The sequence below is a fragment of the Pseudomonas sp. W5-01 genome, assembly GCF_046540435.1.
GTDB lineage: Bacteria > Pseudomonadota > Gammaproteobacteria > Pseudomonadales > Pseudomonadaceae > Aquipseudomonas > Aquipseudomonas graminis_B.
The window spans coordinates 148779-161976 of the sequence record NZ_JAXCIP010000002.1 but is presented as its reverse complement, the minus strand read 5'-3'; the positions used below and the strand labels follow the sequence as shown (position 1 = coordinate 161976).

Annotated in this window: 13 protein-coding genes and 1 pseudogene; all 14 read right to left on the bottom strand. The window is 61.6% G+C overall.

What is annotated here, in order from left to right; genetic code table 11:
- Positions 1-11: 11 nt before the first annotated feature.
- Positions 12-2141 carry a flagellar biosynthesis protein FlhA gene (gene flhA / locus SLW75_RS06110; RefSeq protein WP_065987309.1) on the bottom strand — a complete coding sequence of 710 codons (2130 nt, stop codon included), beginning with the start codon at positions 2139-2141 and terminating at the stop codon, positions 12-14.
- Positions 2142-2835: 694 nt separating this feature from the next.
- A complete protein-coding gene (locus SLW75_RS06105; RefSeq protein ID WP_410933906.1) occupies positions 2836-3567 on the bottom strand; it encodes an anti-sigma factor domain-containing protein in 732 nt (243 codons plus the stop codon).
- A complete protein-coding gene (locus tag SLW75_RS06100) occupies positions 3564-4127 on the bottom strand; it encodes a sigma-70 family RNA polymerase sigma factor (RefSeq protein WP_410933905.1) in 564 nt (187 codons plus the stop codon). Before SLW75_RS06100 ends, SLW75_RS06105 begins: the two co-directional genes overlap by 4 nt.
- Positions 4128-4238: 111 nt before the next feature.
- Positions 4239-4781, bottom strand: a complete 543-nt coding sequence (locus SLW75_RS06095; RefSeq protein WP_410933904.1) for a DUF3455 domain-containing protein — start codon at positions 4779-4781, stop codon at positions 4239-4241.
- A gap of 659 nt (positions 4782-5440) precedes the next feature.
- On the bottom strand, positions 5441-6580 hold the full coding sequence (gene flhB, locus SLW75_RS06090; RefSeq protein WP_065987306.1) for a flagellar biosynthesis protein FlhB: 1140 nt from the start codon (positions 6578-6580) through the stop codon (positions 5441-5443).
- Position 6581: 1 nt separating this feature from the next.
- A complete protein-coding gene (gene fliR / locus SLW75_RS06085) occupies positions 6582-7367 on the bottom strand; it encodes a flagellar biosynthetic protein FliR (RefSeq protein ID WP_065987305.1) in 786 nt (261 codons plus the stop codon).
- A gap of 7 nt (positions 7368-7374) precedes the next feature.
- Complete coding sequence (gene fliQ, locus SLW75_RS06080; protein ID WP_065987304.1) at positions 7375-7644, bottom strand: flagellar biosynthesis protein FliQ; 270 nt, start codon at positions 7642-7644, stop codon at positions 7375-7377.
- A 25-nt stretch (positions 7645-7669) separates the two neighbouring features.
- The gene (gene fliP, locus SLW75_RS06075; protein WP_410933903.1) at positions 7670-8413 is read right to left on the bottom strand and encodes a flagellar type III secretion system pore protein FliP; all 744 of its coding nucleotides are present in this window, start codon (positions 8411-8413) and stop codon (positions 7670-7672) included.
- Positions 8414-8532: 119 nt separating this feature from the next.
- A pseudogene (gene fliO, locus SLW75_RS06070) lies at positions 8533-9015 on the bottom strand (flagellar biosynthetic protein FliO); the annotation flags it as partial.
- Positions 9016-9474, bottom strand: coding sequence for a flagellar motor switch protein FliN (gene fliN / locus SLW75_RS06065; RefSeq protein ID WP_410933902.1), 459 nt, complete (start codon positions 9472-9474; stop codon positions 9016-9018).
- A gap of 62 nt (positions 9475-9536) precedes the next feature.
- Positions 9537-10505, bottom strand: coding sequence for a flagellar motor switch protein FliM (gene fliM, locus SLW75_RS06060; protein ID WP_065987300.1), 969 nt, complete (start codon positions 10503-10505; stop codon positions 9537-9539).
- Between the two features lie 9 nt (positions 10506-10514).
- Entirely contained in the window at positions 10515-11021 is a 507-nt protein-coding gene (gene fliL, locus SLW75_RS06055) for a flagellar basal body-associated protein FliL (RefSeq protein WP_192130034.1), read from the bottom strand.
- A gap of 237 nt (positions 11022-11258) precedes the next feature.
- Positions 11259-12680: a flagellar hook-length control protein FliK gene (locus tag SLW75_RS06050; RefSeq protein ID WP_410933901.1), complete on the bottom strand. Its 1422-nt coding sequence runs from the start codon at positions 12678-12680 to the stop codon at positions 11259-11261.
- Between the two features lie 116 nt (positions 12681-12796).
- Positions 12797-13189 carry an Hpt domain-containing protein gene (locus SLW75_RS06045; protein ID WP_410933900.1) on the bottom strand — a complete coding sequence of 131 codons (393 nt, stop codon included), beginning with the start codon at positions 13187-13189 and terminating at the stop codon, positions 12797-12799.
- Positions 13190-13198 lie beyond the last annotated feature (9 nt).

The window sequence follows — 13198 nt, the reverse complement described above, 5'->3', positions numbered from 1 at the left end:
GACTCACTACCTCAGCCGTTAGGCCCGACAGTCGCTACGATGGTGACTTGCTTATTGTCAGGAATTTCCTGGTAAGCCAAAACATGCATATTCGGTACAGCCAACCGTCCAAAGCGGGACAACATGGCGCGAACCGGACCTGCGACCAACAAAATAACCGGCTGCCCCTGCATCTCCTGACGCTGCGCCGCTTCGATCAACGAGCGCTGAAGTTTCTCAGCCATGCTCGGTTCGAGGAGAACGCCTTCTTCCTGACCCTGACCTGCCTTCTGCAGACTATTTAGCAATATCTGTTCCAACCTTGGTTCAAGGGTGATCACAGGCAGCTCCGGCTCAATGCCGACAATGCTTTGGACGATTGCGCGGGACAATCCGACCCGTACTGCAGCCACCAGCGCGGCGGTATCTTGACTACGCGCAGCGTTGTTGGCGATAGCCTCGGCGATGGAGCGGATGTCGCGAACCGGTACCTGTTCGGCGAGCAGCGCCTGCAGCACCTTCAGCAGGGCCGACAGCGACAGCACACCCGGGACCAGCTCTTCCGCCAGTTTTGGCGATCCCTTGGCCAGCAGGGTCATCAATTGCTGGACTTCCTCGTGGCCGATCAGTTCATGAGAGTGCTTGTAGAGAATCTGGTTCAAGTGGGTCGCCACCACGGTACTGGCGTCCACCACGGTGTAACCGAGGGATTGCGCCTGGGCGCGCTGGCTGATTTCGATCCACACGGCCTCCAGTCCAAACGCCGGGTCTTTGGCAGTGATGCCGTTGAGGCTGCCAAATACCTGGCCGGGGTTGATGGCCAGTTCGCGGTCGGGGTAGATCTCGGCTTCGGCCAGGGTCACGCCCATGAGCGTCAGGCGATAGGCGCTGGGCGCCAGGTCGAGGTTGTCGCGAATGTGCACGGTCGGCATGAGGAAGCCCAGCTCCTGGGAGAGCTTCTTGCGTACGCCCTTGATCCGCGCCAGCAATTGACCACCCTGGTTGCGGTCCACCAGCGGAATCAGGCGGTAACCGACTTCCAGGCCGATCATGTCGATCGGGGTGACGTCGTCCCAGCCCAGCTCCTTGGATTCCTGCGCACGGGTCGGCGATGGCAGCAGCTCTTGTTGACGCTTGACCTCCTGCACCGCCGCGAGCTTGACCTGGTTCTCTTTCTTCCACAGCAGGTAGGCGCCGCCGGCGGCGACCAGGCCGAGGCTGATGAAGGAGAAGTGCGGCATGCCCGGGACCAGGCCCATGACGATCATGATCCCGGCGGACACGGCGAGTGCCTTGTGGGAGGCGAACATCTGGCGGCCCACCAGCTTGCCCATTTCTTCCGAACCGGACGCACGAGTCACCATGATCGCGGCCGCGGTGGACAGCAGCAGTGATGGCAATTGCGCCACCAAACCGTCACCGATGGTCAGCAGCGCGTAGACCTTGCCGGCGTCGCCGAAGGTCATGCCGTGTTGCAGGATGCCCACCAGCATGCCGCCGATGAGGTTGATGAAGAGGATGAGCAGGCCGGCGATGGCGTCACCGCGGACGAACTTGCTGGCACCGTCCATGGAGCCGTAGAACTCGGCTTCCTGGGCGACTTCGAGGCGACGGCGCTTGGCTTCGGGCTGGTCGATGAGGCCGGCGTTGAGGTCGGCGTCGATGGCCATCTGTTTGCCGGGCATGGCGTCGAGGGTGAAGCGCGCGCTCACTTCGGAGATGCGCCCGGCACCTTTGGTGACGACGACGAAGTTGATGATCATGAGGATGGCGAAGACGACGATACCGACGACGTAGTTGCCGCCGATGACGACTTCACCGAACGCCTGGATGACCTTACCGGCGGCGGCGTGGCCGTCCTGGCCGTGGAGCATGACGACGCGGGTGGAGGCGACGTTGAGGGCCAGTCGCAGCAGGGTGGCGACGAGGAGGATGGTCGGGAATACGGAGAAGTCGAGGGGCCGCAGGGCGTAGATACAGACGAGCAGGACGACGATGGACAGGGCGATGTTGAAGGTGAAGAAGACGTCCAGGAGGAACGGCGGCATGGGCAGCATCATCATGGCGAGCATGACGAGGAGCAGTAGCGGTACGCCAAGTTGTCCACGGCCCAGGCCGATCAATCCGGTTCTGGCGTGGGAGATGAGTTGTGAGCGTTCCACCGATGGGCACCTGCGCGTTAAATCAATCTTTTGACGCCGAAGCGTTGTATCGGGGTTATTGCAAGAAGGGGTCCAACATTTGACAGTGGGTTGAAAATATCAGAGTGCCAGTATTTAGATTTGTGGTCGTCCGACGGTTTTGCATCTCTGCGGTGGGGATCAAGATCAAGAGCGTCGGCCTAACGGCCTCGGTTTCGCCTTCGGCGAGTTACTTGGAAAAGCACCCCAAGTAACCAAGGGTGCCTGCTCCTGGCTAGGTCCCTCCTCCGTCGGGATTCCCTCACTCCGACGACGCTCCGTGGGCCCGCGCCGAACGGACATCCATGTCCTGACGGCGCTCTCGCCGCATCCATACGGCTCGGCCCACTGCGCGTCGTCTGCGTTCGGCCTGCACCCAAGTCGCGATGGGTGGTGTCTGGACTTTTTGTGCATGAAGATCAAAAGCGCGCTTACGCTTGGTAGGACCGGCTTTAGCCGGGAATAGGCCTGTGTGACCACCACCAATTTCACTGAATGCACGCGCTGCTTTTTGCGGGACCGGCTTTAGCCGGGAAGGCGTCAGGTGGGACACCGCAAGCCTGGCGTCCCGCACCCACGGCTGATCGCCTCGAGGGCGGCTCGAGGGGACTGATTTATTTACAGCGCTTCACCGTAAATTAATCTGTCCCCGCCAAGCGCTTGTCCCCACCAAGCGCTAGATCACTTTCACGGCCCGCCCGATGAATTGAATCGGCCCGGTGGGCTTGCCGGTCGGGGAGCCGTTGGGGTTTTCGAGGGTGAGTTCGAAGAGTTGGTTGGGTTGCAGGGGCGGCAGTTTGTTTACGGGGACGGAGAGGGTCTGGCCGGGTTTGACCAGGCCCAGGGACACGGGGCCCTGCCAGCCGTCGGCCTTGGTCCAGAACTGGAGGGCTTTGTCGGTCGGGACTGGGGTGGCGCCCAGGGGTATCAGCTGGATTTCTTCAGGGTTGTTGGCCTGGATGACCCAGCCGGGGGCCAGGTTCTGTGGGGCGACGAGCACGACGAGGTACGTCGTGGGGTTTACCGGTGCTGTCCGGGTCACCAGCATTGTGGCCAGCAGCAGGGTGGCAAAAAGACTGGCGCCGGCAAGTCCGCGCCACAACGGCAGAAGATCCCACCATGAATGCGGTTTCACGGGAGGCGCTACGTCGGGGGCCCGGCGTTCGTGGCTGATCATGCTGCGCTCGATCCGCCCCCACAGCCGTGGGCTTGGGGTGTGGGGTTCGGCGAGTTCGGTCAAGGCCAGCAGGCGCCCTTCCCACGCGTCCACCGCTGCGCGCAAATCGGTGTCCGTGGCGAGGCGGCTCTGGACGTCGAGTCGTTGCTCGGCCGGCAGTGTGCCTAACACGTACTCGCTGGCCAGTGCGTCCAGTTCATTGGCGCTGTCTTTCGACGGATAGCCTGTCATCCCATGCACTCCCGCAATGCCACCAGACTGCGTTTGATCCAGGCTTTCACCGTGCCCAGCGGCGCGCCCACTTTCTGCGAGATCTCCGAGTGCGAATAGCCGTCGACGTACGCATGAAGAATGCAGTTGCGACGCGCCGGTTCCAGTTGCTCGAGGCACCCATAGATACGTCCCGAGCGAGCACGGTATTCGAAGGTGTCGGCTTCGGTGACTGCCTCCAGTGAGGCCTCGGCCAGTAAAGCGCTTTCGCTCTGTTCGCTGACCTGAACAATGTGCGCGCTGTCACGCATGAAGTTCAGCGCCAGGTGCCGCGTCACGCTGAAGATCCAGCCACGGGCCGTGCCTCGCGCCGGGTCGAAACTGCCGGCGCGGGTCCAGATTTTGAGGAAGGCGTCGTGCACGATGTCCTCGGCCAGCGCGTCGGTGCGGACGATCCGCATGGCGACGCCGAGCAGGCGTGCGCTCTCCTGGGTGTAGAGGTCGTGCAAGGCCTGCTGCTCACCTCGGGCGCAGGCCGCCAGACAGGCTTCGTAGTCAAAACAGTCTTCAGGTAAGGACAAAATGCTCAACCGCCAACGAAAAGAAATACCCCGACCCAGAGGCCGGGGTTGCGTCGGTGCAGCGTAGATGACTTTGTGCGCCAGCGACGCTGCATGACGTGGGACGTTGGTCTACTTGGCAGCCCAGAAAATATAGTCCGCCTGGTATTTCACGATTTCTTGCTTGCCCTTGGTCGCCATCGAGCACTCCATCTTCGGCGCGACACCGCCTTTGGTCGCCACTCGCTGGATGTAACTGACGTTGCTCATCGCGCCCTTGCCTTCTGCAGGGTTTGCCTTCACCAACTGATACGGAATGTCGCCCGTGCCGGCGGGGGCGACAGCGAGTTGCGTGCCGGTGATCTTCGAACCGTCAGCGGCCTGCCAGGTCGCCGGTGGCCCGAAGTACGTGCCGACCTGCTTGCCGCTGCGATCATTCAACACCGCTTTCGGACCGACAAACGTCCATTCGGTCTGGCCGGCAGCGTTGGGCTTGTCGCGGCACTCATAGGTGATCTCGCCCACGCCTACCGTCTCCATCGCAATCTTGTGACCGTCCGGAACCTTCACCGCGTCAGGCAACGCCATCTGCGCATACGCCACCGGCGCCGTGGCCAGCAGGCAAGTGGCTGCCAATGAAACACCGAACGAACCCAGCAATTTTTTAGCGTTCATGCCATCTCTCCATTAGATAAACAGGTCAGCAGCCATCGCTACTTCTTGTACTACCCGGGGGAGAACGAACTGGATGCAGGGATTTGAAAAAAAATTATCTGAGCGAGGATGAAAGTGTCCGCAAAGCGAGTGACGCGGAGCGTCAAGGGATGCATGCCCACGCGGAGCGTGGGAACGATCTGAATCAAAAGCTTCCCGGCTGAAGCCGGTCCTACAACGCGCGCTTTTGATCTGCTTTTGATCTGCTTGCGCAAATAGCTCAAACGCCGCCAAACGCGACTTGGGTGCAGGCTGAACGCAGGTCTCGCGCAGTGGGCCGAGCCGCAGGGATGCGGCGAGAGCACCGTCAGGGCATGGATGCCCGTTCGGCGCGGGCCCACGGAGCGAGACCGGAGTGAAGGAACCCTGACGAAGGAAGGGCCAAACCAGGAGCAAGCACCCTTGGTTACTTGGGGATGGTGCGACTTTCGACTTTTCCAAGTAACTCGCCGAAGGCGAAATGTCTGCCGTTAGGCAGACCTCTCCCAGCCGTTCCGCGCAATCGGGAACAGATTAATTTACGGTGAAGCGCTGTAAATAAATCAGTCCCCTTTACGTAACGGTGAATCGCTGTAAATAAATCAGTCCCCTTTACGCTGCCTTTACGAATCGTAATCCCTTTACGAATCACGCCTCAAATCCGGCGGAATCGGCAAATTATCCCTCAACGGATCAGGCCGCTTGCCACGCCCCGCCCGATACTGCCGAATCTGATACACATACGCCAACACCTGCGCCACCGCCAGATACAACCCCGCCGGAATCTCCTGATCCAACTCCGTACTGTAATAAATCGACCGCGCCAGCGCCGGCGACTGCAACAACAAAATCTCATGCTGCGCCGCAATCTCCCGAATCTTCAGCGCCATGAAATCACTGCCCTTGGCCAACAGAATCGGCGCCCCGCCCCGCTCCGCGTCATATTTGAGCGCCACCGCATAATGCGTCGGGTTCGTGATAATCACATCCGCCTCCGGAATCGCCGCCATCATCCGCCGCTGCGACATATCCCGCTGCAACTGACGAATCCGCTGCTTGACCTCCGGCCGACCCTCACTGTCCTTGTGCTCATCGCGCACCTCCTGCTTGGTCATCAGCAGCTTCTTGTGCGACTCCCACAACTGCACCGGCACATCGATCGCCGCGATGATCAACAGGCCCATCGCCATCCACAGCGTGCTCCAGCCCACCAACTGCAAACTGTGCACCACCGCCATCTCCACCGGCTCCTTGGAGATGGACACCAGGTCGGCCTTGTCCTTCATCAGCACCACCAGCGCCACCGCCAGCACAATCAAAAACTTCGCAAACGACTTCAACAGCTCAATCAGCGCCTTGGGCGAGAACATCCGCTTGATGCCGGCGGCCGGGTTCATGCGGCTGAACTTGGGTGCCAGGGAGCCGGCGGCAAACAGCCAGCCGCCGAGGGAAATGGGGCCGACGAATGCCGCCACGGTCAACGCCAGCAGAATCGGCTGCACCGACAGCAACGCGGCTTTGCCCGAAGCCATCAGCATGATCGCCATGCTGCGCTCGTCGAGAATCGCCTCGCGGGTGATGGTGAAATTGTCGCGCATCAGCTGCATCATCATTTCCGCCATGGAGCCGCCAAACGCCAGCAGCCCCGCCGCGCCCACAATCATCACCACAACCGTGTTCAGCTCCTTGGAGCGGGCGATCTCGCCCTTCTCCCGGGCGTCGCGTTTGCGTTTGTCCGTGGGGTCTTCTGTCTTGTCCTGACCACTCTCGCTTTCGGCCATGTCAGCGCGCCTTGACCAGGTCTCTGAGCAACTGCAGGGCGTCGACCGCCAGCGGTTGGTATTGATTGAGAATGTCGCCGAGGGTGATCCACAGAATCACCATGCCCAGCACCAGCGTCAGCGGAAAACCGATCGAGAAGATGTTCAGCTGTGGCGCCGCGCGGGTCATCACGCCCATGGCGATGTTCACCACCAACAGCGCCGCGATGGCCGGCAGCACCAGCACCAGTGCCGCGCCGAGCACCCAGCCCAGACGCATCACCAGCAGCCAGATGTCCGAGGTACTGATGCCCTGCCCCACCGGCAAGGTGGTGAAGCTCTCGATGAGGATTTCGAACACCACCAGGTGGGCATTCATGGCCAGGAACAACAGGGTCACGAGCATGGTGAGGAACTGCCCGATGGTCGCCACCGACACGCCGTTGACCGGGTCGACCATGGACGCGAAGCCCATGCCCATCTGAATCCCGATGATCTGCCCGGCGATGACGAATGCCTGGAAAAACAGCTGCAGCGACAGGCCCATGCCGGCGCCGATGAGGATCTGCTGCGCGATCAGCAGCAGCCCACTGAGGTCCAGCGCATGCACGGCGGGCATGGGCGGCAGGCTCGGCGCGACAACGACCGTGATCGCCAGCGCGAAATACAGCCGAACCCGCTTGGGCACCAGCGTGGTACCGATGATCGGCATGGTCATCAGCAGCGCGCCGATGCGAAACAGCGGCAGCATGAACGCCGCCACCCAGGTGCTGATCTGGGTGTCGGTCAACGCCAGCACAGGTTCCATCGAGGGGTCAGCCGATCACTTGGGGAATGCTGGTGTACAGATTGGTGATGTACTCCATGAAGGTGCGCACCATCCACGGGCCGACCACGATCAGCGTGACCAGCATGACCAACAGGCGTGGCAGAAAGCTCAAGGTCTGTTCGTTGATCTGCGTCGCGGCCTGGAACATCGAGACGATCAGGCCGACGATCAGGCTCGGCACCACCAGAATGGCGACCATGGTCGTGGTCAGCCACAGCGCTTCGCGAAACAGGTCGACAGCTACTTCCGGGGTCATGCTGCGCACTCCATGTCAGACGAATTCATACACCACCAAAGCTGCCGGCCAGGGTGCCGATGATCAGCGCCCAGCCATCCACCAGCACGAACAGCATGATTTTGAACGGCAGGGAGATGATCAGCGGCGACAGCATCATCATGCCCATTGCCATCAGGATGCTCGCCACCACCAGATCGATGATCAGGAAGGGGATGAAAATCATGAAGCCGATCTGGAACGCGGTTTTCAATTCCGAGGTGACGAACGCCGGCACCAGAATCGTCAGCGGCGCCGCATCAGGGGTCGCAATATCGGTGCGCTTGGACAGGCGCATGAACAGCTCCAGGTCGCTGGAGCGGGTCTGCGCCAGCATGAAATCCTTGATCGGCACTTCGGCCTTGGCCACGGCGTCCTGGGCGGTGAGTTTTTCCGCCAGGTACGGCTGCAGGGCATCGCTGTTCACCCGGTCGAACACCGGCGCCATGATGAACAGGGTCAGGAACAGCGCCATGCCGGTGAGGATCTGGTTGGACGGCGTCTGTTGCAGGCCGAGGGCCTGCCGCAGGATCGAGAAGACGATGATGATCCGCGTGAAGCTGGTCATCAGCATGACGAACGCCGGGATGAAGCTCAGCGCGGTCATGATCAGCAGGATCTGCAGGCTGACCGAATATTCCTGCTGGCCGTTGGCGCCGGTGCCCAGCGTGATGGCCGGGATCGACAACGGATCGGCGCCGAACGCCAGCGGCGCTGCAAGCAACAGCAGCAGCGTCAAAACAATGCGCATCAGTTCGTGTCCTTCTGATCCGTAGTACGTGTCGCGCCCGTCGTGCCTGGCGTACCTGCTTTCTTACCTGCGCCACCGAAAATATTCTTGCCTGTGCGTTGCCCCGCTCCGCCCTTGTTGCCCAGCGCTTCCAGCAGGCGCTTTGCGAATTCCGGCTGGACGCTTTGTGGGTCAGGTACGTCAACCGGCTCGTTCATCACGTGCAACGCAGTGATGCTCCCGGGGGAGACGCCGAGCAGAACCTGTTCGTTGCCGACCTGCACCAGCACCAGCCGATCGCGAGTCCCCAGGGCGCGGGAGCCCACCAGTTTGATCACCTGATTGCCCGCCGGCCCCGCGCGCTGCACCCGGCGCATCAGCCAGGCCAGTACGAAGATCAGCCCGATTACCAGCAGCAGACCCAGCACCAGCTGCAGCAGCTGCCCGCCGATCCCGCCGTTCAGGGTTCCGGCCACCGGCGCGGCGACCGCTGGCGTGGTTGTCGCCGCCGTCGTCGCTGTCGTCGCAGCAGGCGCGGCCGGCGTCGCCGGATCGGCCGCCATCACCGCCCAGGACAATGCCAGCAGCGGCAGGCTCGACAGGGTTCTGAACAGGCCGCGCACTTAACGCAGCTTCTTGATACGTTCGCTCGGGCTGATCACGTCGGTCAGACGGATGCCGAACTTTTCGTTCACCACAACCACTTCGCCGTGGGCGATCAGGGTGCCGTTGACCAGCACGTCCAGCGGCTCGCCAGCCAGACGGTCCAGCTCGATGACCGAGCCCTGGTTGAGCTGCAGCAGGTTGCGGATGTTGATGTCGGTGCTGCCCACTTCCATGGAAATCGACACCGGGATATCAAGGATCACGTCCAGGTTCGGGCCGTCCAGGCTGACCGAGCCGTTGCTTTTCGGCAGGCCGCCAAACTCTTCCATCGTCATGCGATTGGCGTTGTTGCCGGCGTCGGCCGCCAGCAGCGCGTCGATGTCCGCTTGCCCGTCCCCGGCCTCACCCAGTGCAGCCGCCCACTCGTCGGCAAGAGCCTGGTCGTCAGCGGAATTCATTTCGTTGTCATTAGCCATGGTTGTCCTCGGGGAACTGTGATTCGTTTACGCAGCGCATTCGTTTTGCCGGCGACGGAGGGTCACCGGCGTTCTATGGGTTCGACGACTTGCAGGGCGAGGTTGCCCTTGTGCGAACCCAGTTTGACCTTGAAGGACGGCACGCCGTTGGCGCGCATGACCAAGTGTTCCGGGAGATCGACCGGAATCACGTCGCCCGGCTGCATGTGCAGGATGTCGCGCAGTTTGAGCTGACGCGTGGCGACTGCGACGCGCAACGGCACCGACACGTCGAGCACGTCCTGCTTGAGCGCGTTGACCCAGCGTTCGTCCTGATCGTCGACATCCGACTGGAAACCGGCATCGAGCATTTCGCGCACCGGCTCGATCATCGAATACGGCATGGTCACGTGAAGATCGCCGCCACCGCCGTCCAGTTCGATATGGAACGTGGACACCACGATGGCTTCGCTCGGGCCGACGATGTTGGCCATGGCCGGGTTCACTTCCGAGTTGATGTACTCGAAGTTGACTTCCATGATCGCCTGCCAGGCTTCCTTCAAATCAATGAAGGCCTGATCCAGCACGATGCGCACCACGCGCAGCTCGGTCGGGGTGAATTCACGCCCTTCGATCTTGGCGTGACGGCCGTCGCCGCCAAAGAAGTTGTCCACCAGCTTGAACACCAGTTTGGCGTCGAGGATGAACAGCGCGGTGCCACGCAGGGGTTTGATCTTGACCAGATTGAGACTGGTCGGCACGTACAGCGAGTGCACGTATTCGCCGAACTTCATCACCTGCACGCCCCCCACGGCCACATCGGCCGAGCGACGCAGCAGGTTGAACATGCTGATGCGGGTGTAACGGGCGAAACGCTCGTTGATCATTTCCAGGGTCGGCATGCGCCCGCGGACGATGCGATCCTGACTGGTCAGGTCGTAACTCTTTACGCTGCCGGGGTCGGCAACGCTATCGGTCTGTACCAGACCGTCGTCGACGCCATGCAACAGCGCGTCGATCTCATCCTGGGACAGCAGGTCTTGCACGGCCATGTCGTGGTCCTACTGCAGTACGTAGTTAGTGAAAAGTACCTGTTCGATCACGCTCTTGTTCAGCTCTTTCTGGCCCACTTCCTGGACCACGGCTGCCGCCTTCTGGCGCAGCATTTCCATGCCCACCGGCGTTGCGATGGTATCGAATGGCTGACCGGAGAACATCATCACCAGGTTATTACGGATGACCGGCATGTGCGCTTTCAACGCTTCGAGGTCGGCCTTGTCACGGGCCAGCAAGGTGATGCTGACCTGCATGTAGCGCTGACGGCCATTGACGTTGTAGTTGACGACGAAGGGTGGCGTCAGAGGTTCGAAGATCGCCTCTTTTTTGGCATTCGCCGCTTCGGCAATGGCAGCTGCATCCGGCTTGCTCTCGGCCTTGTGCATGATGAACCAGGTCGCGCCTACCGACACACCAACGGCCAGCAGCAGCCCCACCACGATGAGGATGATGACTTTCAACTTGCCCTTTTTTGCAGGGTCCGCCACTGCTGCGTCGTCACTCTTTGCCATGCCAATAATCCGTCACTATCCAAGGGGTTCGGTGTTGCGTGACAGAGGAAGAGCAAGGGTTGTGCCACATGGGCGGCTTCAAGCTGCAAGTAATGAGCGGCAAGTAACAGCAAAAAGCGGCAGCGCCCGAGAAACCGGGGTCTCCCACGCACTACCGCATTTGATCTTGCCTTTACTTGCCGCTTGCCGCTAACCACTTGCCGCTACTGACAACGCCCAAGCGTTGGCAGGGCGTTTTCAGGCGTAGTAGTCAACCGCGCTTGAACCCACGACGGTAAGCGGCGCGTTGGCAGCGGCCGAAGCGGCATCCACCGGAGCTCCGTCGGCGATGAGGTCGCTGCCGCCGCCACCGCTGCTGCGGTCACTGCCGCCGTTGCGTTGCCCGTCACCGCCCGACTGCTGTTGAGCCTGTTGCTGCCAGCCCTGGGACTGGTCGGAGACGTTGACGTTGACCTGACCCATGCCCTGCTGAACGAAGGAATCACGCAGGCGCGACATCTGGCTTTCCAGCGCTTCGCGCACGCCGACATGGGCACTCATGAACGTGACCTGGGTCTGCTGGTCCGCCGCCATATTGACGCGGATGTCCAGACGGCCCAATTCAGCGGGCTCCAACTGAATGTCCGCCTGCTTGAGGTTCTGGCTCGACAGGTACATCACGCGGTTGACCACGCCTTCGGTCCATCCCCCCTGATTCATCGCCAGTGGCTGATTGAGCAGTGGCGTGGCCGGGGCCGAGGTGTTCTTCACCTGAGCGGCCTGGGACAAGGCCGCCAGTCGATCGGCGAAGTTATCCACCCGCGTATCGCTGGTGGCGCCCTTCACGTCTTTCAGGCCGTCAGCCAGCAGGCCGCTGAATGCTTTGTCGCCGCCGCCTTCGGTGGTGCTCTTGTCCACGGGCTGGTCACCCAGCGCCGCCAGGTTATTGGCCAGCAGCTGCGAAGGATCTGCGTTCGGGTCTTGCTTGCCCCCGCCTTTGCCGTCGCCATGCACGCCGTTATTATGCGCCGTCTGCTGCGCCTTGTTTTCCAGGGCGACTTGCACGGCGGTCAAGCCTTCCAGCGGATCGGCCGAGGGATCGAAATCGTCGCCGGCTGCGTCGGTCGCGTCGGTCGGCGCTTGCACCGCAGGAGGCGGCATCACGGGCAGCGCGGAGGCGAGAAGCGCCGGATCCACCACGGGCTCAACGGCAGGCGCGACGGCCACAGGCTCTTGAACCGCCGGCGTCACGGCCAGTGTCGGGTCAAGCACGGGATCGACCGAAGGCGCATCCGCCACCGTCGGATCCTGGCCGGTGTCGGAGGCGTCGTCCTTATCGTCGGCGTGGCCCTTGCCCGCGCCGGGCTCATCGTCCGCTTTGCCGTTCACCGGCCTGGCAGGCAACCCATTGCCGTTATCGGCAACGGTCTTGTCATCGGCGGCAGACGTATGGCTGACGGCGGGCTTGTCGTCCGCTGCCGAACTCTTGGCGCTTGCCGCTTTTGCCGTCGCGTTGTCCGCGCTGTGGGACTTGACCGGCGCCTGCTTGGCGAACACGTCAGAGAAGCTGGAAGTGTTGTGCTTGACGGGGTCCGGCGCCTTTGCCGCCGAGGTATTCCCGGCTTTCTGGGCTTTGGCCGCTGTCAAAGCCGTCAGTAATGGGTTGTTGGCGAGGGCCATGTGAATCTCCGCAAGAGCGCAATTACACAGAGACAAAGCAAATGGCGGGCCAAGTGCGCCGACTGGCTGGATTAAAGGTGGGTCAGAGGTTGAAAGCCGGGTTGGGGATACCCGGCTCAGTGGCTGGCATGGCAGAGCTGCAGTTCGTCTTCGAAAATCTTCCTGACGGCGTAGAATTCCTCCTTGATCTCGGACACCAGCCGCCTTATCCGGGCGTCGTCCGCGGCCGCCAACCCGCGCCCCTGTTCTTCCAGTTGCAGGCAGAGTTCGGACAAGTGCGTGGCGCCCATGTTGCCGGTGCTGCCTTTGAAGCTGTGGGCCATGAGGCCGAGGCGTTGCAGCGAGGCGGTGGAGGCGGCAGTGAAGGAAGGGTCACGCAACAGCAGGGTCATGTCGTTGACCCGATTGACGGAATCGGAAATGAACACCTGCAGCAGCGCCGGGTATTCGGCTTCCATCACGTCACGCAGCGTGCTGAGCACGTTGAAGTCCACAGGATTATTCGACACTTGTTCACT